This is a genomic window from Klebsiella sp. D-Nf1 (genome assembly GCF_002810515.1).
Lineage (GTDB): Bacteria > Pseudomonadota > Gammaproteobacteria > Enterobacterales > Enterobacteriaceae > Klebsiella > Klebsiella variicola.
On record NZ_PIOK01000006.1, the window covers coordinates 171,421 to 193,238 of the forward strand.

At 50.7% G+C, this 21,818-nt stretch carries 23 protein-coding genes; 14 read left to right on the plus strand and 9 right to left on the minus strand.

Features of this window, described 5'->3' with window-relative positions; all coding sequences use genetic code 11:
* Positions 1 to 109: 109 nt before the first annotated feature.
* Complete coding sequence (gene epmA, locus CWM54_RS21630) at positions 110 to 1,087, minus strand: elongation factor P--(R)-beta-lysine ligase (protein WP_008807206.1); 978 nt, start codon at positions 1,085 to 1,087, stop codon at positions 110 to 112.
* Between the two features lie 275 nt (positions 1,088 to 1,362).
* Here epmA and frdA point away from each other — a divergent pair, with 275 nt between their 5' ends.
* The 5 genes from frdA (at position 1,363) to CWM54_RS21655 (ending at position 5,303) form a co-directional block, all read left to right on the plus strand.
* Positions 1,363 to 3,153, plus strand: coding sequence for a fumarate reductase (quinol) flavoprotein subunit (gene frdA / locus CWM54_RS21635; protein WP_100698442.1), 1,791 nt, complete (start codon positions 1,363 to 1,365; stop codon positions 3,151 to 3,153).
* On the plus strand, positions 3,146 to 3,880 hold the full coding sequence (gene frdB / locus CWM54_RS21640; RefSeq protein ID WP_100698444.1) for a fumarate reductase iron-sulfur protein: 735 nt from the start codon (positions 3,146 to 3,148) through the stop codon (positions 3,878 to 3,880). The genes frdA and frdB overlap by 8 nt, the downstream gene beginning before the upstream one ends.
* 10 nt (positions 3,881 to 3,890) lie before the next feature.
* Positions 3,891 to 4,286: a fumarate reductase subunit FrdC gene (frdC, locus tag CWM54_RS21645; protein WP_074387291.1), complete on the plus strand. Its 396-nt coding sequence runs from the start codon at positions 3,891 to 3,893 to the stop codon at positions 4,284 to 4,286.
* Between the two features lie 10 nt (positions 4,287 to 4,296).
* Complete coding sequence (frdD, locus tag CWM54_RS21650) at positions 4,297 to 4,656, plus strand: fumarate reductase subunit FrdD (RefSeq protein WP_061156043.1); 360 nt, start codon at positions 4,297 to 4,299, stop codon at positions 4,654 to 4,656.
* Between the two features lie 113 nt (positions 4,657 to 4,769).
* Positions 4,770 to 5,303 (plus strand): lipocalin family protein, encoded by a 534-nt coding sequence (locus CWM54_RS21655; protein WP_100698446.1) that lies wholly within the window; start codon positions 4,770 to 4,772, stop codon positions 5,301 to 5,303.
* On the opposite strand, the gene sugE is transcribed toward CWM54_RS21655, so the two are convergent.
* The 4 genes from sugE to efp form a co-directional block, all read right to left on the minus strand.
* Positions 5,300 to 5,617 carry a quaternary ammonium compound efflux SMR transporter SugE gene (gene sugE, locus CWM54_RS21660; RefSeq protein WP_008807209.1) on the minus strand — a complete coding sequence of 106 codons (318 nt, stop codon included), beginning with the start codon at positions 5,615 to 5,617 and terminating at the stop codon, positions 5,300 to 5,302. The genes CWM54_RS21655 and sugE overlap by 4 nt on opposite strands.
* A 143-nt stretch (positions 5,618 to 5,760) precedes the next feature.
* A complete protein-coding gene (gene ecnB / locus CWM54_RS21665) occupies positions 5,761 to 5,907 on the minus strand; it encodes a lipoprotein toxin entericidin B (protein ID WP_004206423.1) in 147 nt (48 codons plus the stop codon).
* A 158-nt stretch (positions 5,908 to 6,065) separates the two neighbouring features.
* Positions 6,066 to 6,197, minus strand: a complete 132-nt coding sequence (locus CWM54_RS21670) for an entericidin A/B family lipoprotein (RefSeq protein ID WP_002885511.1) — start codon at positions 6,195 to 6,197, stop codon at positions 6,066 to 6,068.
* A gap of 73 nt (positions 6,198 to 6,270) precedes the next feature.
* Positions 6,271 to 6,837, minus strand: a complete 567-nt coding sequence (gene efp, locus CWM54_RS21675) for an elongation factor P (protein ID WP_002885506.1) — start codon at positions 6,835 to 6,837, stop codon at positions 6,271 to 6,273.
* Between the two features lie 41 nt (positions 6,838 to 6,878).
* Between efp and epmB the strand changes: the two genes are divergently transcribed.
* Positions 6,879 to 7,907: an EF-P beta-lysylation protein EpmB gene (epmB, locus tag CWM54_RS21680; protein ID WP_100698448.1), complete on the plus strand. Its 1,029-nt coding sequence runs from the start codon at positions 6,879 to 6,881 to the stop codon at positions 7,905 to 7,907.
* Between the two features lie 128 nt (positions 7,908 to 8,035).
* Here epmB and CWM54_RS21685 read toward each other — a convergent pair whose 3' ends face one another.
* On the minus strand, positions 8,036 to 8,680 hold the full coding sequence (locus CWM54_RS21685) for a winged helix-turn-helix domain-containing protein (RefSeq protein WP_100698450.1): 645 nt from the start codon (positions 8,678 to 8,680) through the stop codon (positions 8,036 to 8,038).
* A 479-nt stretch (positions 8,681 to 9,159) separates the two neighbouring features.
* Here CWM54_RS21685 and CWM54_RS21690 point away from each other — a divergent pair, with 479 nt between their 5' ends.
* The 8 genes from CWM54_RS21690 (at position 9,160) to yjeJ (ending at position 19,035) form a co-directional block, all read left to right on the plus strand.
* Positions 9,160 to 9,723 carry a fimbrial protein gene (locus CWM54_RS21690; RefSeq protein WP_100698452.1) on the plus strand — a complete coding sequence of 188 codons (564 nt, stop codon included), beginning with the start codon at positions 9,160 to 9,162 and terminating at the stop codon, positions 9,721 to 9,723.
* Between the two features lie 58 nt (positions 9,724 to 9,781).
* Positions 9,782 to 10,468 carry a molecular chaperone gene (locus tag CWM54_RS21695; RefSeq protein WP_100698454.1) on the plus strand — a complete coding sequence of 229 codons (687 nt, stop codon included), beginning with the start codon at positions 9,782 to 9,784 and terminating at the stop codon, positions 10,466 to 10,468.
* Between the two features lie 35 nt (positions 10,469 to 10,503).
* Entirely contained in the window at positions 10,504 to 13,038 is a 2,535-nt protein-coding gene (locus tag CWM54_RS21700) for a fimbria/pilus outer membrane usher protein (protein WP_100698456.1), read from the plus strand.
* Positions 13,039 to 13,057: 19 nt separating this feature from the next.
* A complete protein-coding gene (locus CWM54_RS21705; RefSeq protein ID WP_100698458.1) occupies positions 13,058 to 14,065 on the plus strand; it encodes a fimbrial protein in 1,008 nt (335 codons plus the stop codon).
* A 262-nt stretch (positions 14,066 to 14,327) separates the two neighbouring features.
* On the plus strand, positions 14,328 to 14,693 hold the full coding sequence (locus CWM54_RS21710; protein ID WP_100698460.1) for a hypothetical protein: 366 nt from the start codon (positions 14,328 to 14,330) through the stop codon (positions 14,691 to 14,693).
* A gap of 62 nt (positions 14,694 to 14,755) precedes the next feature.
* Entirely contained in the window at positions 14,756 to 16,042 is a 1,287-nt protein-coding gene (locus CWM54_RS21715) for an HlyD family secretion protein (RefSeq protein WP_100698462.1), read from the plus strand.
* Positions 16,035 to 18,158, plus strand: coding sequence for a peptidase domain-containing ABC transporter (locus tag CWM54_RS21720; RefSeq protein WP_100698464.1), 2,124 nt, complete (start codon positions 16,035 to 16,037; stop codon positions 18,156 to 18,158). Before CWM54_RS21715 ends, CWM54_RS21720 begins: the two co-directional genes overlap by 8 nt.
* Positions 18,159 to 18,171: 13 nt before the next feature.
* Positions 18,172 to 19,035, plus strand: a complete 864-nt coding sequence (gene yjeJ / locus CWM54_RS21725; RefSeq protein WP_100698466.1) for a YjeJ family protein — start codon at positions 18,172 to 18,174, stop codon at positions 19,033 to 19,035.
* Between the two features lie 53 nt (positions 19,036 to 19,088).
* On the opposite strand, the gene CWM54_RS21730 is transcribed toward yjeJ, so the two are convergent.
* The 3 genes from CWM54_RS21730 to CWM54_RS21740 form a co-directional block, all read right to left on the minus strand.
* A complete protein-coding gene (locus tag CWM54_RS21730) occupies positions 19,089 to 19,442 on the minus strand; it encodes a DUF4156 domain-containing protein (RefSeq protein ID WP_023313845.1) in 354 nt (117 codons plus the stop codon).
* Between the two features lie 260 nt (positions 19,443 to 19,702).
* On the minus strand, positions 19,703 to 21,349 hold the full coding sequence (groL, locus tag CWM54_RS21735) for a chaperonin GroEL (RefSeq protein ID WP_100681945.1): 1,647 nt from the start codon (positions 21,347 to 21,349) through the stop codon (positions 19,703 to 19,705).
* A gap of 37 nt (positions 21,350 to 21,386) precedes the next feature.
* Complete coding sequence (locus CWM54_RS21740) at positions 21,387 to 21,680, minus strand: co-chaperone GroES (RefSeq protein WP_003855929.1); 294 nt, start codon at positions 21,678 to 21,680, stop codon at positions 21,387 to 21,389.
* Positions 21,681 to 21,818 lie beyond the last annotated feature (138 nt).

A 21,818-nucleotide genomic window follows, 5' to 3' on the forward strand; every position in this document is an offset into this window, starting at 1 on the left:
GAAGGAGATTGTGGGTATTCGGGCTAAAACCGGGATAGCGTGAGTGCGTTGTTTTCAGGGCTGGTCTGTCACCTCCCCCACCCTCAGGCGGCAGGAGGTGACAGCGCCATCAGGCGCGGTCGACCGTAAAGGCGATCACCTCACCGATGCTTTCGGCACCCAGCGCCAGCATCACCACACGGTCAACGCCCAGCGCTACGCCGGAGCAGTCCGGCAGGCCCGCCTCCAGTGCCGCCAGCAGGTTGTTATCGATAGGCTGCTGCGGAAGGCCGCGCGCGGCGCGTTTGCGGTTGTCCTGCTCGAATCGCAGACGCTGTTCGCGGGCATCGGTCAGCTCGTGGAAACCATTCGCCAGCTCAATACCTTTGTAGTAAACCTCGAAGCGCTCAGCGACCCGATGATCTTCCGGGCTGATCTGCGCTAACGAGGCCTGGGTGGCCGGGAAATGATAGATAAACGTCGGCCGATCTTTGCCGATGTGCGGCTCCACGCCCATGGTGAACAACAGTTGCAGCAGCGTGTCGCGATCTTCTTCAGTATCGGCGATATTGCTTAAATCCAGCTTCGCCGCGACTTCACGCAGCTGCGTTTTATCAGCAGAGAGCGGATCAATATCCAGATGACGCTGGAACGCCTGCTGATAGGAGAGGCTTTCCGCTGGCTGACACTCCAGCACCTGCTGCAGCAGGTCGTCCACCTCGTTGATCAGGCGATACATGTCATAGCACGGACGATACCACTCCAGCATGGTGAACTCCGGATTGTGATGCCGGCCCATCTCTTCATTACGAAAGCTGCGACACAACTGGAAAACCGGACCGCAGCCCGCCGCCAGCAGGCGCTTCATATGGTATTCCGGACTGGTCATCAGGTACAGATTGAGTCCCTGTGAATGGCCCGGGCCGACGAAACGGGTTTCGAACGGGAACAAATGAATATCCGTTACCGTCGCCTGACTCATGCAAGGCGTCTCCACCTCCAGCACGCCGCGATCGGTAAAGAAACGGCGGATTTCCGCCATCACCGCCGCGCGTTTCAACAGATTGGGAATGGGTGCGCTCGGCTGCCAGGTTGCCGTCTCGCTCATGGTACTTTCTCCGATTGCAAATTAAGGGCACGAAGTCTACTCGCAACCGGCGAGTGAAACAAATTTTGTGCAATCCCCGGCAGATTACATGCCATTAATCTATCGTTAACCTGAATGCATAAATATCACTGATAAATAACCGCACATATCGATAAAAAAATCGAACACGTCAATTTTCCATACTGACCCTACGGCTATACTCCTGTACCTATAAAGGAGCAGTGATACTTTTTCGCCAGCCCGGCGGCGAAATACACTAAAACTGGAGGAATGTCGTGCAAACTTTTCAAGCCGATCTCGCCGTAATTGGTGCCGGCGGAGCAGGCCTTCGTGCCGCTATCGCCGCCGCACAGGCCAACCCCAATGCCAAAATCGCCCTGATTTCTAAAGTCTATCCGATGCGCAGCCATACGGTCGCTGCAGAAGGGGGATCCGCAGCCGTTGCCCAGGATCACGATAGCTTTGAGTACCATTTTCACGACACCGTCGCCGGAGGCGACTGGCTGTGCGAGCAGGATGTCGTCGACTATTTCGTTCATCACTGCCCGACGGAAATGACCCAACTGGAACAGTGGGGATGCCCGTGGAGCCGCCGCCCTGACGGCAGCGTCAACGTCCGGCGCTTCGGTGGTATGAAAATCGAACGCACCTGGTTTGCCGCCGATAAAACCGGCTTCCACATGCTGCATACCCTCTTCCAGACCTCCCTTCAGTTTCCCCAAATTCAACGCTTTGATGAACACTTCGTCCTTGACCTGCTGGTCGATGACGGGCAGGCCCGCGGCCTGGTGGCGATGAATATGATGGAAGGCACCCTGGTGCAGATCCGCGCCAACGCGGTCGTGCTGGCCACCGGCGGTGCCGGGCGCGTCTATCGCTACAACACCAACGGCGGCATCGTTACTGGTGATGGTATGGGTATGGCGCTGGGCCATGGCGTGCCGCTGCGCGATATGGAATTTGTTCAGTATCACCCGACCGGTCTGCCGGGCTCCGGGATCCTGATGACCGAAGGCTGCCGTGGGGAAGGCGGGATTCTGGTCAACAAAAACGGCTATCGCTACCTGCAGGATTACGGCATGGGCCCGGAAACCCCACTCGGCGAACCGAAGAACAAATATATGGAGCTGGGTCCACGCGACAAAGTGTCCCAGGCCTTCTGGCACGAATGGCGGAAAGGGAACACCATCCCGACGCCGCGCGGTGACGTGGTCTATCTCGATCTCCGCCACCTCGGCGAGAAAAAGCTGCTGGAGCGCCTGCCGTTTATCTGTGAGCTGGCGAAAGCCTACGTCGGCGTCGACCCGGTGAAAGAGCCGATTCCGGTGCGACCGACCGCGCACTACACCATGGGTGGTATCGAAACCGATCAGCAATGTGAAACCCGGATTAAAGGGCTGTTTGCCGTGGGCGAATGCTCGTCCGTCGGTCTGCACGGCGCCAACCGTCTGGGTTCCAACTCGCTGGCCGAGCTGGTGGTCTTCGGCCGTCTGGCCGGGGAACAGGCCATGCAGCGCGCCGCTCAGACGACCGAGGCGAATACCGCCGCACTGGATGCGCAGGCTGCGGATGTGGAGCAACGTCTAAAAGCGCTCGTTAACCAGGAAGGTAACGAAAACTGGGCGAAAATCCGTGACGAAATGGGCCTGTCGATGGAGGAAGGCTGCGGCATCTACCGTACGCCGGAGCTGATGCAGAAAACTATCGATAAGCTGGCTGAGCTGCAGGAGCGCTTTAAGCGCGTGCGCATTACCGACAACTCCAGCGTATTCAACACCGACCTGCTTTACACCATTGAGCTGGGCCACGGCCTGAACGTTGCCGAATGTATGGCGCACTCGGCTATCGCGCGTAAAGAATCGCGCGGTGCGCATCAGCGTCTGGATGAAGGCTGTACCGAGCGTGACGACGTCAACTTCCTCAAGCACACCCTCGCCTTCCGCGAGGCCGATGGCACCACCCGCCTGGAATATGGCGATGTGAAGATCACCACGCTGCCGCCGGCAAAACGTGTCTATGGCGCCGAAGCGGAAGCGGCTGAGAAGAAGGAGACCACCCATGGCTGAGATGAAAAACCTGAAAGTCGAAGTGGTGCGCTACAACCCGGAGATCGACACCGCACCGCATAGCGCATTCTATGACGTGCCCTATGATGAGCAGACCTCGCTGTTGGACGCCCTGGGCTACATCAAAGATAACCTGGCGCCGGACCTGAGCTACCGCTGGTCCTGTCGGATGGCGATCTGCGGCTCCTGCGGCATGATGGTCAACAAGGTGCCGAAGCTGGCCTGCAAAACATTCCTGCGTGATTACACCAAAGGTTTAAAGGTTGAGGCGCTGGCCAACTTCCCGATCGAACGCGATCTGGTGGTGGATATGACCCACTTTATCGAAAGTCTGGAGGCCATTAAGCCGTATATCATCGGCAATAACCGCACGCCGGACCAGGGGCCAAACAAGCAGACGCCAGCCCAGATGGCCAAATACCATCAGTTCTCCGGCTGCATCAACTGCGGGCTGTGCTATGCCGCCTGCCCGCAGTTCGGCCTGAACCCGGAGTTCATCGGCCCGGCGGCGATCACGCTCGCCCACCGCTACAACGAAGACAGCCGCGACCACGGCAAAAAGGAACGTATGGCGCAGCTTAACGGCCAGAACGGCGTCTGGACCTGCACTTTTGTGGGCTACTGCTCGGAAGTGTGTCCGAAGCACGTCGACCCGGCGGCCGCGATCCAGCAGGGCAAGGTGGAAAGCTCGAAAGACTTTCTTATCGCGACCCTGAAACCACGCTAAGGAGTGCATTATGACGACGAAACGCAAACCCTACGTGCGGCCGATGACCTCCACCTGGTGGAAAAAACTGCCGTTTTATCGCTTCTACATGGTGCGGGAAGGCACGGCGGTACCGACGGTATGGTTTAGCATTGTGCTGATTTACGGGCTGTTTGCCCTCAAGCACGGCGCCGAAAGCTGGGCGGGATATATCGGATTCCTGCAAAACCCGGTGGTGGTGATCCTCAATCTGATCACTCTGGCGGCGGCGCTGCTGCACACCAAAACCTGGTTTGAGTTGGCGCCGAAAGCCGCCAACGTCATCATCAAAGGCGAAAAAATGGGGCCAGAGCCGGTTATTAAAGGGCTCTGGGTGGTGACGGCAGTGGTCACCGTAGTAGTCCTGTTTGTCGCTCTGTTCTGGTAAGGAGGCTGAGATGATTAATCCCAATCCGAAACGTTCCGACGAGCCCGTATTCTGGGGGCTGTTTGGCGCTGGCGGTATGTGGGGCGCGATTGTCGCGCCGGTGATGGTGTTGCTGGTCGGCATCTTGCTGCCGCTGGGGCTCGCCCCGGCCGACGCCTTCAGCTATGAACGCGTGCTGGCCTTTGCCCAAAGCTTTATCGGCCGCGCGTTCCTGTTTCTGATGATTGTCCTGCCGCTGTGGTGCGGTCTACACCGTATTCACCACGCCATGCACGACCTGAAAATCCATGTACCCAACGGTAAGTGGGTCTTCTACGGCCTGGCAGCAATCCTCAGCGTCATCACCCTCGTTGGCGTACTGTTTATCTGATCCTGCAAGAGCCCGGCCGCATTTCTGCTACCGGGCTCGCTTCATGTAAAAATCTTGCCGCATTTTCCCTGCTGGACTCTACACTTAGCTTAAAAGCCAGCAAGGAGCATGCCATGCGTATCCTGCCGATAATCACCGCGATTGCCGTCTCGTTCCTGTCTGTCGCCTGCAGCACGCCCACCCCGCCGCCGGGCGTCACCGTGGTCAGTCCCTTCGAGGTTCAACGCTATCTGGGTACCTGGTATGAAATCGCCCGCTTTGACCACCCTTTTGAAAGCGGACTGGAAAAGGTCACGATCACCTGGCACCCACGCGATGACGGTGGCATGGACGTGGTCAATAAAGGCTATAACCCCGACCGCGGTATGTGGCAGAAAACGGACGGAGTGGCGTACTTTACCGGGGAGCCCAGCCGCGCCGCACTGAAGATCTCCTTCTTCGGCCCTTTCTACGGCAGCTACAACGTCATTGCGCTGGATAAGGAGTATCGTTACGCGCTGGTATGCGGCCCCGATCGCGACTATCTCTGGCTGCTGGCGCGGGCACCCACCATCGCTCCGGAGGTCAGGCAGCAGATGCTGGATATTGCTACCCGGCAGGGCTTTGATGTCAGCAAACTGATCTGGGTCAATCAGCGCTACAACTAGTGCGCGCTAATCTTCAGTCCAATGATGCCGACCACGATGCAGGCGAGACTGGCGATACGCATAGCGCTGGCGGATTCACCCAACAGCACAATACCGGTCACTGCGGCGCCCACGGCGCCGATTCCGGTCCAGACCGCGTAGGCGGTACCGACAGGCAGGGTTTTCATCGCCCACGAAAGCAGCGCCATGCTGACGACCATCGCCACGATGGTGATGACGCTGGGAACCAGCCGGCTAAAGCCATGGGTATATTTCAGGCCGACGGCCCATACCACTTCCAGCAGACCAGCGATAAACAAGACAATCCAGGACATAAGGCTCCTTTGCTGGGGCCGTCCCCGAATGAGAAACGCCTACGGGTCGTCCCGTAAGGTGGATGAAAAGTCGCAGTGAGTATAGCCAACAGGATGGGGGAAGTGAAGAACGGTACGGCGTAAAACCGTACCGTCGACGGCGTTTATTGCTGAGCTTTGGTTGCTGCGCCAGAGATTGCGCTGCCGCCTTCGGAAATATCCTGACCCACTCCGCGCGTAGTGTTACAAGCAGTCAGTGCTGAAGAGAGGACCAAAACCGTAAAGAACGCTGCAATCGTTTTTTTCACCATAATGTCATCCTTAGTGTCAGTTTTGTTTTCATGCCCTATAAGCATAGACAAACCGTCCACAGATGAAGGGATCTTTGCGATTTTTAAGAGAAAAGGAATATTTGTGGAGGAAGCTGGCGCGCCAGGAAGCAACCGCCACTAGCAAAACGGAAGGAAATTTAGCTCACGGCGTGAGAGATGGCGTGGCCCAGGCCCTGAATATCTTCACCCACTCCGCGGGCGGTGTTGCAGCCAGCCAGTAACGCGCTGCTCAGAAACAGTAACACCAGAAGTTTTACGCTGCGCTTCATGTCTCGTGTTCGTCGTACCTGTGCGTAAAGAGCGGCGCAGCACGGAGGCTGCGCCAGTCATCATGACGCGAAATTATTTCACGCGGGATACGTATTCGCCAGAGCGAGTATCCACTTTGATCACTTCGCCAATCTGGACGAACAGCGGAACTTTAACCACGGCGCCAGTAGACAGGGTCGCTGGTTTACCGCCAGTACCCGCGGTGTCGCCTTTCAGACCTGGATCGGTTTCAATGATTTCCAGCTCAACGAAGTTCGGCGGGGTAACCGCGATCGGCTGGCCGTTCCACAGGGTCACGATGCACTCAGCCTGATCCAGCAGCCATTTAGCGTTGTCACCGATCGCTTTCGCGTCAGCAGACAGCTGTTCGAAAGTTTCGTTGTTCATGAAGTGCCAGAACTCACCGTCGTTGTACAGGTAAGTCAGGTTCATATCGACAACGTCCGCGCCTTCTGCGGAATCGGTAGATTTGAAGGTTTTCTCAACGCGGGTGCCAGTCAGCAGGCGGCGCAGCTTAACGCGCGCAAACGCCTGGCCTTTACCTGGTTTAACGAATTCGCTGGCTTCGACCGCATAAGGTTCGCCATCTAACATGATTTTAAGACCAGCACGAAAATCGTTGCTATAGTAAGTCGCCATAAGGCCCTCTGAAATTGTTTAACTGGTAGCTAAGCCACAAAATGGCGCATATTGTAACCCTAAATACCCCATCCAGAGAAGATTGGATAACGCAACTTGCCAATGTTGTGACCAGTCCTGATGAACTGCTGCGTCTTTTAAATGTAGACGCTGATGAAAAACTGCTGGCCGGACGCGAGGCCAGACGCCTGTTCCCGCTGCGCGTCCCACGCGCGTTTATCGCCCGCATGGAGAAAGGCAACCCTAACGATCCGCTGCTTCGTCAGGTACTTACCGCCGAGGAAGAGTTTATCGTCGCCCCCGGCTACTCCACCGATCCGCTGGAAGAACAGCACAGTGTAGTGCCCGGTCTGCTGCATAAGTATCGCAACCGGGCGCTGCTGCTGGTGAAAGGCGGTTGTGCGGTAAATTGTCGTTACTGCTTCCGCCGCCACTTCCCTTATGCCGAAAATCAGGGCACCAGGCGCAACTGGCAGACGGCGATGAACTACATAGCTGAGCATCCGCAGCTCGATGAAATCATCTTCTCCGGCGGCGACCCGCTGATGGCGAAGGACCATGAGCTCGACTGGCTGATGACCCAGCTGGAAGCCATTCCGCACGTTAAGCGTCTGCGTATTCACAGTCGCCTGCCGATTGTGATCCCGGCGCGCATCACCGAAACGCTCGCCAGTCGCTTCCAGCGTTCATCGCTGCAGGTGATCATGGTTAACCACGTCAATCATGCTAATGAAATTGATGCTGAGTTTAGTGAAGCGATGATCATGCTGCGCCAGGCGGGCGTCACGCTGCTCAACCAGAGCGTGCTGCTACGCGGGGTGAACGATAACGCGCAAACCCTGGCTGACCTCAGCAATGCTCTGTTCGATGCCGGGGTGATGCCCTATTACCTGCATGTGCTGGACCGGGTACAGGGGGCGGCCCACTTCATGGTCAGCGATGATGAAGCACGTGAAATCATGCGTGAACTATTGACCCTCATCTCCGGCTATATGGTGCCGAAGCTGGCACGCGAGATCGGCGGGGAACCCAGCAAGACGCCGCTGGATTTAGGGCTGAAGCAGCGATAATCGCCAGACACCTTCGTCTGCCAGCCAGCCTGGCAGACAATCTATTTGGAACTATCGTTCGGGATGGAGATTAAAGTAACCGTCTCCCCTGTTATTGCATAGCATGTATAAACTTCAGCGGCGACGAACTATCGGTGCAGCACCGCCAGCACAACGATATTAATTACAATCATCACTACAATCAGCGCGATTAACCACGTGGGCATTTTAAAAGTCACATGTAATCGTTCTGATACTTTCTCTGTCACTTCCACTTTATTCTCTATCAACTCATTGCTCTGAATCACTATGTTTTCTGTTAGTGGAATACCTAATTGATCGTCAGAATGCTCTCTACTCTCAGTAATAACATCGGCAACCTTATTATTCTTATAATGCGTTAATGTTACCCGATTCATATTCTCACACTCTTCATCAGAGAGAGGGATGATCAGAGTATCTGGCGCGACGCTAAACCCTTTTTGCCTGACGGTGATGATGATATCCTCAGAGAGCCCAGCTTTAATCAACGATTTTCGCAGCAAAGAGATATTTTGATAGAACGTATTTTGTGAAACCACTACCCCTCTATTTTCCCAGACGGCCGCCAGAAACTCATCCCGAGAAATCACTTTACCGCTATTCTGTAAGAGTAAAAGTAAGCATCTGGCGGTGGGTGCATTCAGGGTGACACACTCTCCGTCACCAGAAAGCGGCCGTAATTCATTCATATTGGCATTAAAGACAATCTCATGATTAATCATACACCCATTAAATAATACAGCGTCATCCATATCCCTGCCCCACGAAACACCGTTATCCATAATTGAATCAAATATAATCAGTCAAACTATAACATAAACATTATCCCCTTCAAAAAGTGGGAAGTGCAGTTCATATTGACTGTCATCGCACAGGATACAGCACATAAAAAGACATGCGACAGTTATCTCGTTTAGCCTCCGAATTTTCAGATTAAATTCACCTAAAATAGAAGCCACATATCAACATAGTATAAAAGCATTAAATTCACGGGTATTTCATAAAGAATTCACAAGCATTTTTTGCACCAGACTTTTAAATTACTCCCGCTTTCCCATGGTTCGCCATGGCAAGCGATATGGTAGCGTCGTTCAACAGGATGATTAGTCTCAGCACTATATAAAGGAATGCTGGCGCTTATTTTCAATATCAATGCGAATGCATATTCCATTCCCTTGATAACTGTTATTGACTCTACACAGGACTAAGTATCTATATATGGATTAATTAAATGAAAAAGACAATCGTAGCTGTAATGGTCGCTGCTTCTGCAGTGCTGAGTGCTCAGGCAATGGCAACTAACACTGCTCAGGTAACTGTACTGGGTGAAGTCTCTGACGCAGCTAACTCTTGCGTCGTGACTCCGACTGGTACCTTGAATAGCGGTATCGTTCAGCTGATCACCGTAACCACTACCGAAGCGAATGCTGAAGCGGCAGGCACTCTGTTCAAAACTCAGGACTTCGGTTTTGAAGTGAAAGACTGTGCACAGGGCAGCGCTACTCCGGTTACCGGCGTAACTGTAAACGTTTCTGGCATCACCTCCAGCGACAAAACCATCCTGGATAACACCGCTACTAACGGCGCTACCGGTATCGGTATCGGTATCCAGCGCCTCAGCGATTCCCATCGCGTAGCTTTCGATGGTTCCGACACCATGACTGAAACCTACTCTGCTACCAACGGCACTCAGCTGAACTACAAAACTGGTTATGTGAAAGTGAACGCTGCCACCCCGGTTACCGAAGGTCCGGTTAAAGGTGTTGCGACCTTTACTATCGATTACACCCTTTAATTTTTCCCCGAAGGGTCCCGCTTCACGGCGGGCCCTTTTTTGCATTCAGAGAAAAGCCATGTTCAGGACCTTATTAAATCTCACCGCATCCTGTGCATTACTCCTCAGCAGTATTGCCCATGCCGGTATTGTCGTTGAATCCACCCGCTATCTGTACAAAGAAGGTGCGCGCGAAATTACCGCGCAAATAGAAAATAAAGATGACATCCCCTATCTGATTAAATCCTGGGTTGAAACCCCGGCAGGAAAATCTCCCTCATTTATGGCTACCCCGCCGCTGTTCCGCCTTGAAGGAAAGCAACAGAATACAGTACGCCTGTTTTCTACCGGAAACGTTAACGCCCCGAACGATCGGGAATCCATATACTATTTTAACGTGATGGCGATCCCTCCAGCGGATGATGAGAAAGCCAGCGCCAACACTATTCAACTGGCGGTCCGCCACCGCATGCGTCTGGTCTATCGTCCCAAAACGCTTTTCGATCTCTCCCCTAATACGGAAGCGAAAAAGCTCGAATGGCGCAAAGCTGGCACTAAGCTGACGATCAAAAACCCAACGCCCTTTTTCTTCTATTTCCATAGCATCCAGATTGGCGGAAAAGAAGTAAAGCCGGAGGTCAACTCGGTCGCCCCAATGACGACCAAAGAAGTCACGTTAAAAGAAAACATCAGCGCTTCCAGTATTACCTGGAAAATCGTTAATGATTATGGCGGAGCAGGGTCGCTCTATTCCTCATCGCTGTAATAAGAATTTTATTTTATCATTATAGGGATGTGTCTATGCCAAATAAGAATAATGGATTATTCAAACTATCCACAGTTTTCCTTGCAATGCTTCCGGCATTGCTTTCTGGTTTGAATAATAAAGCGCAAGCACGTGACTTTTTCGATCCCTCATTCATTAGTTCATTGAATGGTAGCGATCCATCAACCACTCCCGACTTATCCATATTTCAGACCCAGTACGCACAGGCGCCGGGGGATTATCGGGTCGATATCATGTTTAATGGCCGCTACCTGGATACCAGGACGATAAAGTTTGTCGCCAACAATCGCGCCACCGACGATAACCGCGAACCTGCCCTGGTTCCCTGCCTGAGTCTAAAAGCACTCGCGGAATATGGTGTAAAGATAAAAGCCTTTCCAGAGTTAGCCGAGGACAAAAACGGCTGCGCAAACTTTTCGGTCATCCCAGACACCAAAGCGGATTTTGACTTCACCGCCCAGCGCTTAAATATTTCTATTCCGCAGGCGGCCTTATCCACTACCGCGCAGGGATATATTCCACCGGATCAGTTTGATGATGGCATCAACGCCCTGCTGGTGAACTACCAGTTCAGCGGCTCGAACGATATGCAGGCTAATGAGGAATACTACAGCCTGAACCTGCAGTCTGGCCTCAACGTTGGCCCATGGCGTATCCGTAACCTCAGCACCTGGAATAAAAACAATAGCGGTGCCGGGGACTGGGATTCCGCCTATCTCTATATGCAGCGCAGTATTCGCCCGATCAACAGTAACCTGGTGATGGGTGAGAGCTCATCGCTCTCAACCATTTTTGACAGCGTGCCGTTTACGGGTATTCAGCTGGCCACCGATACGTCGATGCTGCCGGAAAGTATGCGCGGCTATGCGCCAATCATTCGTGGTATCGCCAAAACCAACGCCCGCGTCATGATTAAACAGAACGGCTATCAGGTATACCAGACTTACGTGGCGCCTGGGGCATTTGAAATCACCGATATGTATCCAAGCGGCGGTAGCGGCGACCTTTACGTTACCGTAGAAGAGTCGGACGGTTCCAAACAAGAGTTTGTCGTGCCGTTCGCCACCCTGCCGGTAATGGTGCGTGAAAATCAACTGGAGTATGAGATTACTTCCGGTAAATATCGTCCTTACGATGGCGGAGTTGATGAGACCCCCTTTACCCAGGCCACCGCGACTTACGGCGTCTCCAGCAGCCTGACGCTTTATGGTGGCATGCAGGCGGCCTCGCGCTACCAGGCCCTATCGACAGGTCTTGGCTATAACCTGGGCGAGCTCGGTGCCGCCTCAGCAGACGTCACCCAGGCTTGGTCGAAAAAGAAAGACGATGAGAAGACCTCAGGACAGTCCTGGCGGGTACGTTACGGGAAAAATATTGTTGAAACTGGCACTAACGTCACCATCGCGGGCTACCGCTATTCCACCCGCGGATTTAATACCCTCTCCGAGGTACTGGATAGCTACTCTAATGACGGCAACTATAGCCCACGCTCGCTGCGTAACCGCACCAACCTGACGGTGAACCAAAGCCTGGGTAAAGGCCTGGGTAGTCTGTCCGTTAGCGGGTTAATTGAAGATTACTGGGACGATAAGCGTACCAACAAATCGATCAGCGTGGGGTACAACGGCGGTTTCCGCAATGTGAACTACTACCTCGGCTACAGCTATAACCGCTACACCTGGAGCGGGGATAACTCTGGAAAAGACGCCCAGGACGATCAGCGCATCACCCTGACGGTGACCCTGCCGCTGAGCAACTGGCTGCCGGGTACCTATACCAGCTATCAGTTAACCAACAGCAATCCGGGATCCACCGATCAGTCGGTATCCATCGGCGGCAACGCGCTGGATAATGGCAGCCTGGAATGGAGTCTGCAGCAAGGGTACAGCAACCGGGAGTACTACAGCGGCGATATGCGCGGGACCTATAACGGTGCCCGCGGCAGCGTCAATGCCGGCTACAGCTATGACAATCACAGCCAGCGTATTGACTACGGCGCCAACGGTAGCATTCTTGCCCATGCTGATGGCATCACGCTTGGCCAGGACATCACCGACGCCGCCGTGCTGATTAAAGCGCCGGGGCTGGATAACGTCATGTTGAGCAATGATAACACCATCTCCACCGACTATCGCGGTTACGCCATCGTCCCGTACGTTACGCCTTACCGTCGCACTGATATCACATTGGACAGCACCACCCTTGGTGAAGATATGGAGCTGCCGGAAACCACGAAGAGCGTTGTTCCGACGCGAGGCGCCATCGTGCGTGCTAATTATGACGGCAATATTGGACGTAGAGCACTCATTCAACTAGTAATGCCTGGAGATAAACCGGTTCCTTATGGTTCAACGGTAACGATAAAAAACAGTGCCAATACTCAAGCCAACATTGTCAGTGATGCAGGGATGGTTTATCTCTCAGGCTTGCAAGATAGTGGTGAGTTACTTGTTTTATGGGGCCAACGGCAGGATCAACGTTGCAATGCAACGTATCAATTACTTCCCACACAAGGAAGTCTCACAACATCCAAAGCTATTTGCCGCTAGTGATAAAAGGATTTCACACATGAAAAAAATATTTCTATTCTCGGCTTTATTGGCTATTTTTTGTAGTCAAGCAGAAGCAAACTGCGATATTAAAAGCACCGCAAAAAGGGTGAATTTTAATATGCCAAGCAATGTTAAAATATCTACTGACCCAACTATTCCGGTAGGAGGTATACTCTATACAAAATTGATGGGTATCGGCGGTTCCGCACCCGCGTTTACTTGCGACAACTCATCGAAGAATAGATATACCACTGTGATCACTGCCAGCGAAGTTCCAGGGGTGACTGGCATTATGGGTAAACCTGTTTATGAAACGGGAATCCCAGGCATTGGTTATCAAGTTAGTGATCTGCTTACTGGCTCGGTCTATGGAATGATGCCAGCGGTTGCAGGAAGCATACCGGTTCCAGGAACAACTGAAAATACACTTTATCGCTATTGGTTAATCAAAACTGGAACTATTGACTTAAGCCAGTCCCCAACTAATAGCAGCGTATCATTTTATGTTGCTGATAGCGATATAAAAGCCACACTGCCATCTAACTTACTATTATCAATAAATATGAAATTTGCAAGCCCTGTACCTCGCGAAAACTCATGCGAAATAACATCAACTAAAACCGTAAACCTCACAAGAATTGATAAACTGACACTTTTGTCTACTTCACCGGGAAGTAAAACTTCAAAAGAAAAAACCTTTAGCTTGAATATTAAGTGCGACCAAAAATCAACTGGAAATACGGTTTACTATTGGTTTAACCCTCGTTCGAGTACCGATGGAACTCCCGGGGTTCTCCTCAATAGCGATCCGACAAGTAGTGGAGGTGCACAAAACGTCAACACTATAATAAAAGAAAATGGCACCCCTGTTAATTTTTACGATTATGAAGCAAAGTCATTTATAGTAGATGCCAACAATCTCAATAAAGAGATTAATCTTACCGCAGATTACTATCGTACTACCGATGACATTACTATTGGCACCGTCAGAGGGTTGTTAGAGGTCGTCATTCAAGAGGAATAAATTTAATTCACATGAAATCACAATATAAACATAATAATTCATCAAGTTAGAGGTTGCTTTAAAGAAAGGATGAGCATAGCATTTTCCACCGTGAAATATACGAACCAAATAGAGATCTCTGGCAAATAATCTTTATTTGAGTGATGGTATGTTTCTTATCTTGAGGGCAATGCTCTCTATTAAATCATGGCTCAGTAAAATGACCATACACATTTTACTCCCTTTACAGGAAGTAAACTATTTAATTACAGGAGTATATATAATGCGTGAGTTAAACGTTTTTGAAATGCAGGAAATTTCTGGTGGCTATAGCTGGGATACCTCAAGCTTTATGTCAACTATTACAAGCCTAGTAACTAATGGTGTTGAAGCAGCAGCTTCCGCATTAGCCTTCGGAACTGTTACAGCTATGTGGGGTGCTTTAGCGGCAGGTGGTAAGGCTGGCGACGGCGGTGGCCTCCTTGGGTTTGGTATCATCGCCGAACTGGGTGGGGTCATCTTTGGTGCTGTTGGCGGCTTTATTGGTGGCTGCGTCAGCGGTGCGGCACTTGGCTGGGAAGCAACAGTAAAATATATCGCAGATTCTTACTCTTCAGCTCTTGACGGCACATTCACGCCTTGGGCATAAGTTAAAAATTTCTTTAACAAAGGCCCATACTGGGCCTTTTTACATCGGTAAATAAACAAAAAATGACAAGAAGATTATATCGCAAGGAAGCGATTGAGTACAAAAGAGTATATTGGAAAGGTAAATCTTTATTGCTGGCTGGAATGCCTGCTTGGTTAATCATAATATTATCTCTGCTATTCCTTGGCTTGCTTATATCAGCCATGATCTTTTGTAGCTTTACTCAGCGGATAGACGTTAATGGGGAAGTTATCACCTTACCTCATTCCGTAAATGTTTATGCGCCACAACAGGGTTTTATCGTATCACAATATGTGAAAGTTGGTGATGTGGTTAAAAAAGGACAACCTCTCTATGAAATAGATATCTCTCGTGACACGACTACTGGCAATGTTAGTTCTGTACAGATAGAAGTTAATAAAGAAAAGATAGCCAATGCTGAAGAAATAATAAACAAGCTTTCTCAAAACAAGCAAGAAACTTTTTCATCAATAGAAAAGCAACTTAAAGCTAATAAAGAATCGTTGAAAGAGATCAATCGACTTCTTGCCAATGCGTTAGCTGGATTAAAGAAAATGCACGATAATTTATCCAGCTATGATAGTTATCTTAGAGATGGACTCATCACAAAAGATCAATATAACTATCAACATTCATTATATTTTCAACAACAGAGTACATACCAATCACTTGTAAGCCAAAAGATGCAATTAGAATCGCAAATCACGCAATACAACAGCGACAAAATAACTAAAATCGCTGACTTTGACAATCAGATAACAGCACAACAAAATCAAATAAATGATTTCAAAAATCAATTGGTTGAATCAAATGCGAAAGGCAATGCTATTATAAAGGCTACGACAGAAGGGCGTATTGAGTCACTCTCAGTAACTAAAGGACAAATGGTTGATAACGGCAGCAGCTTGGCTCAAATTAAACCCACAGGTAACATTGAGTATTATCTAATATTATGGCTGCCAAATAATAGCATACCTTATGTAAAGCCTGGTGATGTTATAAACATTCGCTATGATGCTTTTCCCTCCGATAAATTTGGACAATTCCCTGGTGAAGTCATATCAATATCTTCCGTCCCCGCAGCACGGCAGGAAATGTCAGAATATACTAATGTGAGCACTGGAACCAATCAGCAAGAATTAGCCCTTTATAAAACTATAGTAAAGATAAAAAATAAAACCTTTTATTATAATGGTAAAACTCTGCAGCTATCAAATGGACTTAAAGCACAGGCAGTTGTTTTCCTCGAAAAACGTCCTCTCTATATGTGGATGTTTACCCCAGTTTATAAAATTACTCAAAGTGTGAGCGGCCCGATCAATGACTAACGAACTTTTTGAAAAGATCATCGCAAAAGTTAACTTTTCGCTTCTGAAAAAAACGCCCGTTATCTTGCAATCGGAAGCCGCTGAGTGTGGGATCGCCTGTCTGGCGATGGTTTGCGGTCACTATGGTCTAGATATTGATCTGTTTAATTTCCGCCAGCGTTTTGGCAGTGCTTCGCAGGGAGTCACGCTGATGTCATTAAGCAAAACGGCAGATCATGCCGGCTTGAAAAGCCGTGCTCTGTCGTTAGACCTGAATGAGATTCGTCAGCTTAAACTGCCCTGTATCCTGCATTGGGGAATGAATCACTATGTGGTGTTGACCAAAGTACGCAAATCCAGCTTTATCGTACACGACCCAGCGCTGGGCAAGCGCATCATTGGTAATCAAGAGATGTCCAATTATTTTACCGGCATCGCCTTAGAGCTCTGGCCCGATCAAAACTTTCAGCAGGAAAAGGCTAAATCACGCCTGCGTTTGTTAGATTTGATGCGCAATATTGTCGGATTGAAATCAGCGCTACTGAAAATTTTTGCCTTCTCGGTGGTCGTTGAAGCAATTGGTTTACTGCTGCCGATAGGCACCCAATTGGTTACCGACCATGTGATTATGGCGCATGACCAAAGCCTGCTATCTGTCATCTGTATCGGGTTGGTGTTTTTTACGCTGTTTCGCACTTTCATCAGTATGCTCCGCGCCTGGACCTCATTAACGCTTAATACGCTAACGAATATCCAGTGGAAAACCACCCTTTTCGATCATCTGACCAGTCTGCCGCTATCGTTTTTCGAAAAACGTCATCTTGGGGATATTCAGTCACGTTTCTCCTCCCTGGATACGATACGCTCGACGTTTACCAACAGTATCGTCAGCGGCATTATTGACTCGATCATGACTATTGGCCTGCTGATCATGCTGACACTGTACGGCGGTTGGCTGACCTGGGTGGTCGTTGGTTTTACCCTATGCTATGCGATTATGCGCTTTGCTACCTACCGCTTTTATCGTCGCGTAGCGGAAGAGCAAGTGATTAAAGGCGCACGCTCCAGCTCGCACTTTATGGAGTCTCTGTATGGCATCTCGACCATCAAGGCGCTAAACCTGAAAGAGCGTCGCTCCCAGCATTGGCTCAATATTAATATTGAAGCCTGCAATGCCGGGATCAAACAAACGCGCTTCGACATGATGTTTGGTGGAATCAATACTTTTATAACTACTATCGATCAGGTCGCGGTTCTTTGGCTAGGTGCCATTATGGTTATTGATAATAATATGACTCTCGGTATGTTTATGGCCTTCAACGCCTACCGTGGCCAGTTTTCACAGCGAGCTTCTAGTCTGATTGATCTCTGTATGCAACTCCGTATGCTTTCTTTACATAATGAACGTTTGTCAGAGATCGTCTTCAGCGAACCGGAACAGGAGCTTCCCGCAAGAGAAGTTTTCTCTGCTGACTCGGGCGCAAAACTGGAAGTCAAAAATCTCTGTTATCAATACGATCCTTTTTCTCAGCCTATTTTTTCTAATTTGAATATCACCGTGGAGCCCGGGGAATCCGTCGCACTTGTCGGGCCATCTGGCGTTGGTAAAACCACGCTGTTAAAAGTGATGTGTGGCCTGCTTTCACCGACCAGTGGCGATGTTTTAGCGGATAATCTTGATATCACTAAAATTGGTTTGAATAACTATCGTCACGGTACCGCCTGCGTACTGCAAGAGGACCGCCTTTTCTCCGGGTCGCTTATCGATAATATCAGTGGCTTCGAAGATAATGCCGATATTGATTTTGTGATGGAATGCGCCATGCGCTGCAACATTCATGACGAAATTATGAAGATGCCGATGGGCTATGAAACCATCGTCGGCGAACTGGGGTTAGGTATTTCCGGCGGGCAAAAGCAGCGCATTCTAATTGCCCGCGCGCTGTATCGCAGACCGAGCATTCTGTTTATGGATGAGGCCACCAGCCATCTTGACTTAAAGAACGAATCAGTTATCAACCAGTCAATTTCGTCATTAAGCATTACCCGAATTATCGTCGCTCACCGGCCATCGACTATTGCCTCTGCCGACCGCGTTATCGACCTGTCGCAGTCGAAAACCTTGGCGCCAGCCTAAAAAGGAGAAAATGATGCAAGGAACGTTTATTGGATTTAATACCTCAGGTATTACCTTTGAAAATCGCTTTATGGCATTGCTGTTGAAAATAAAGCAGAAAAATGGTTTCTGTCAGCAATATTATCTGCAAGCACCAATAGTGCTCGATCTTCTTCTTATCCTGCAAAATCGTCTGCTTGTGACGTATAAGCGATTACACGAACAAGGGGAAACCTATAAAGAAGAACTCATCGCTTATAATGAATCGTTGATCGCAAATATCCCTGCTGTAGAGATGACCGAGATTCAGCAGCCAAATCCGGAACGCCGCATTATGTCGATCACTCACAAACCAGACGAAACCGGATCAACGCTTATACTGGTTCTCCAGAATGAGCAAGTTTGTACGCTATGTATTGAAGACAGGCAGGTAGAAGCTCTCTTTGCTGGCATTCAGTACACATTGAAAACCGTAGGTGATCAAGAATTTATTCAGTACTTAAGCTCGAATCTTGAATTCTTAATGTGCTATACCGTGGACTTAACCACCCAACCAAATATTGATTATCAACAGTATCCTCAGGAAGAGTGGAAGCTGAACCTGTTTTCCCATTATCTGGGCGTGCTTTACTGCTGCGAGACGGACGAAGGGAAGAAAATTATCTCCGGAGGCGTAGTAAAAACCAGCGCGCCGCATCTGTCTGAACTGGAAAACAACGTGGTAATGCAGCTTATCGAGAAAAGTCCCAAGCTTAAGGCAATGCACGCGGAGCTGGCGCCATGCCAGATCTTCAGTACCATTATCCCTTCCCAGCCAGGAAGAATGCTCAGTCTGGAAGAGTGCCTGCGTCCCCTGCACGCGTTCTACCTTGAGAAGAAAGCAGAGCTTAGCGCCTGATCCGCATCTTCAACTACGCCTCTCTCCGCGCTCGCAGAGAGAGGCATCACGCATCAGTTCGGGCACTTATAAACCTGGCCGTTCATTTCGCTGTCGGTAGGTACAAAGCTCGACAGCAGGTTTTGCGTCGGGCTGCTGACGCCGTAAATCACGTTGCCGCCCATCGCTGCCGCCTGGTTGCGCAGGGCGTTTGCCGCACCGCGCATGGAACCACCCTCATCGCCATTCTGGCCGGAGAGCCAGTTGCTCTGTTTACCCGTCGCGGTCCCTAACAGCTGACAATCTGCGCCCGGCTTCTCCTGCACGAAACGCACATTCTGGCCGGCAGAGGTTAATTCATTGCTGGAACTGCAACCTGCCAACAGTAAGGCTGCGCCGACAATCCCTGCTAAATATTTTACCTGCATGTTATTCCCCATGATCGATGAGCTGGACGCACTGGCCCGGATGTAAATCTGTCATCCTTCAAACTGCGTCGGCATGAGCCGCGTTCATTCCCTCCCCGGTCGCGCTTGTCAGTTCACGCCCGAAACGGAGGTGCTTGCCGCTCTGATGCAGCTTAAATGATTTTTATGTATAAGCCTTATACTAAAAAGCGCGCCAAAAGAAAAACCCCCAGCCATTGCTGGCCAGGGGTTTCTGCTTTTTTAAGCTGTAGAGCGCACGATTACATCATGCCGCCCATACCGCCCATGCCACCCATACCGCCGGCAGCACCTAAGTCAGGCGCGTCGCCTTTCGGCAGGTCGGTCACCATGCACTCGGTGGTAATCATCAGGCCAGCAACGGATGCCGCGTACTGCAGAGCAGAACGGGTCACTTTGGTTGGGTCCAGGATACCGAAGTCGATCATGTTGCCGTATTCTTCAGTTGCCGCGTTGTAACCGTAGTTACCGTCGCCTGCTTTCACGTTGTTTGCCACAACAGACGGCTCTTCACCGGCGTTGGACACGATCTGACGCAGCGGTGCTTCCATTGCGCGCAACGCAACTTTGATACCGACGTTCTGATCTTCGTTCTGACCGGTCAGGCCAGTGAGTTTCGCTGCAACGCGAACCAGCGCTACGCCGCCGCCAGCAACCACGCCTTCTTCAACCGCAGCACGGGTCGCGTGCAGGGCGTCGTCAACGCGTGCTTTTTTCTCTTTCATTTCAACTTCGGTAGCCGCACCGACTTTGATTACTGCCACGCCGCCAGCCAGTTTAGCTACGCGCTCCTGCAGTTTTTCACGGTCGTAATCGGAGGTTGCTTCTTCGATCTGCTTGCGGATCTGAGCTACGCGGCCCTGAATTGCGGATTCTTCGCCAACGCCATCGATGATGGTGGTGGTGTCTTTGTTGATAACCACGCGTTTCGCCTGACCCAGGTCTTCCAGAGTCGCTTTTTCCAGCTCCATACCGATCTCTTCAGAGATAACGGTACCGCCAGTCAGCGTCGCGATGTCTTGCAGCATAGCTTTACGACGGTCGCCGAAGCCCGGTGCTTTCACCGCAGCCACTTTAACGATACCGCGCATGGTGTTAACCACCAGAGTCGCCAGCGCTTCACCTTCAACGTCTTCAGCGATGATAACCAGCGGTTTGCCAGCTTTCGCTACGGCTTCCAGAACCGGCAGCATTTCGCGGATGTTGGAGATTTTTTTGTCAGCCAGCAGGATGAACGGGCTTTCCAGCTCAACAGCACCGGTGTCCGGTTTGTTGATGAAGTACGGAGACAGGTAGCCGCGGTCGAACTGCATACCTTCAACCACGTCCAGTTCGTCTTCCAGACCGGTACCGTCTTCAACGGTGATAACGCCTTCTTTACCGACTTTATCCATCGCTTCCGCGATCAGTTTACCTACGGTTTCGTCGGAGTTAGCGGAGATGGTACCAACCTGAGCAATGGCTTTAGAGTCAGAGCACGGTACGGACAGCGCTTTCAGTTCTTCAACGGCGGCAACGACAGCTTTGTCGATACCACGTTTCAGATCCATCGGGTTCATGCCCGCCGCAACGGCTTTCAGGCCTTCTGCGATGATAGCCTGAGCCAGTACGGTCGCGGTGGTGGTACCGTCGCCTGCCGCGTCGTTCGCTTTAGAGGCAACTTCTTTCACCATCTGTGCGCCCATGTTTTCGAACTTGTCTTCCAGTTCGATTTCACGAGCAACGGAAACGCCATCTTTAGTGATGGTCGGCGCGCCGAAGGATTTGTCCAGAACCACGTTACGGCCTTTCGGGCCCAGGGTCACTTTAACTGCATCTGCCAGTACGTTTACGCCGCGCAGCATTTTTACACGAGCGTCGTTACCGAATTTTACGTCTTTTGCTGCCATTTCTTTTATTCCTCAAATTCGTTCAGGGTCGTGCGAATTACGCTTCAACAATTGCCAGGATGTCGCTTTCGGACATGATCAGCACTTCTTCGTTGTCGATCTTCTCAGACTTCACGCCGTAGCCATCGTTGAAAATCACGATGTCACCAACTTTAACGTCCAGCGGCTGCACAGTTCCGTTTTCCAGGATGCGGCCTTTACCGACAGCGATGATTTCGCCACGAGTTGATTTAGCTGCCGCAGAACCGGTCAGAACGATGCCGCCTGCAGATTTGGTTTCAACTTCTTTACGTTTGACGATCACACGATCATGTAACGGACGAATACTCATTGATAGCTCTCCTTCGAGAAAGTCATTATCAGTTATGGGTGACGCCGGGCCGAACGCGGTTTACCGGCTAGTGCTGAGAGAGATGGGGGTGGCCATTTCCCGCTTCAAGGGCAAAATCAAAAAAAATTTTTTCCTTTG

Excerpts from the sequence above, each read along its gene's own strand:
- epmA (WP_008807206.1), bottom strand. The coding sequence starts at position 1,087 with ATGAGCGAGACGGCAACCTGGCAGCCGAGCGCACCCATTCCCAATCTG.
- frdB (WP_100698444.1), top strand. The coding sequence starts at position 3,146 with ATGGCTGAGATGAAAAACCTGAAAGTCGAAGTGGTGCGCTACAACCCG.
- frdC (WP_074387291.1), top strand. The coding sequence starts at position 3,891 with ATGACGACGAAACGCAAACCCTACGTGCGGCCGATGACCTCCACCTGG.
- frdD (WP_061156043.1), top strand. The coding sequence starts at position 4,297 with ATGATTAATCCCAATCCGAAACGTTCCGACGAGCCCGTATTCTGGGGG.
- CWM54_RS21655 (WP_100698446.1), top strand. The coding sequence starts at position 4,770 with ATGCGTATCCTGCCGATAATCACCGCGATTGCCGTCTCGTTCCTGTCT.
- sugE (WP_008807209.1), bottom strand. The coding sequence starts at position 5,617 with ATGTCCTGGATTGTCTTGTTTATCGCTGGTCTGCTGGAAGTGGTATGG.
- ecnB (WP_004206423.1), bottom strand. The coding sequence starts at position 5,907 with ATGGTGAAAAAAACGATTGCAGCGTTCTTTACGGTTTTGGTCCTCTCT.
- CWM54_RS21670 (WP_002885511.1), bottom strand. The coding sequence starts at position 6,197 with ATGAAGCGCAGCGTAAAACTTCTGGTGTTACTGTTTCTGAGCAGCGCG.
- efp (WP_002885506.1), bottom strand. The coding sequence starts at position 6,837 with ATGGCGACTTACTATAGCAACGATTTTCGTGCTGGTCTTAAAATCATG.
- epmB (WP_100698448.1), top strand. The coding sequence starts at position 6,879 with ATGGCGCATATTGTAACCCTAAATACCCCATCCAGAGAAGATTGGATA.
- CWM54_RS21685 (WP_100698450.1), bottom strand. The coding sequence starts at position 8,680 with ATGGATGACGCTGTATTATTTAATGGGTGTATGATTAATCATGAGATT.
- CWM54_RS21690 (WP_100698452.1), top strand. The coding sequence starts at position 9,160 with ATGAAAAAGACAATCGTAGCTGTAATGGTCGCTGCTTCTGCAGTGCTG.
- CWM54_RS21695 (WP_100698454.1), top strand. The coding sequence starts at position 9,782 with ATGTTCAGGACCTTATTAAATCTCACCGCATCCTGTGCATTACTCCTC.
- CWM54_RS21700 (WP_100698456.1), top strand. The coding sequence starts at position 10,504 with ATGCCAAATAAGAATAATGGATTATTCAAACTATCCACAGTTTTCCTT.
- CWM54_RS21705 (WP_100698458.1), top strand. The coding sequence starts at position 13,058 with ATGAAAAAAATATTTCTATTCTCGGCTTTATTGGCTATTTTTTGTAGT.
- CWM54_RS21710 (WP_100698460.1), top strand. The coding sequence starts at position 14,328 with ATGCGTGAGTTAAACGTTTTTGAAATGCAGGAAATTTCTGGTGGCTAT.
- CWM54_RS21715 (WP_100698462.1), top strand. The coding sequence starts at position 14,756 with ATGACAAGAAGATTATATCGCAAGGAAGCGATTGAGTACAAAAGAGTA.
- CWM54_RS21720 (WP_100698464.1), top strand. The coding sequence starts at position 16,035 with ATGACTAACGAACTTTTTGAAAAGATCATCGCAAAAGTTAACTTTTCG.
- yjeJ (WP_100698466.1), top strand. The coding sequence starts at position 18,172 with ATGCAAGGAACGTTTATTGGATTTAATACCTCAGGTATTACCTTTGAA.
- CWM54_RS21730 (WP_023313845.1), bottom strand. The coding sequence starts at position 19,442 with ATGCAGGTAAAATATTTAGCAGGGATTGTCGGCGCAGCCTTACTGTTG.
- groL (WP_100681945.1), bottom strand. The coding sequence starts at position 21,349 with ATGGCAGCAAAAGACGTAAAATTCGGTAACGACGCTCGTGTAAAAATG.
- CWM54_RS21740 (WP_003855929.1), bottom strand. The coding sequence starts at position 21,680 with ATGAGTATTCGTCCGTTACATGATCGTGTGATCGTCAAACGTAAAGAA.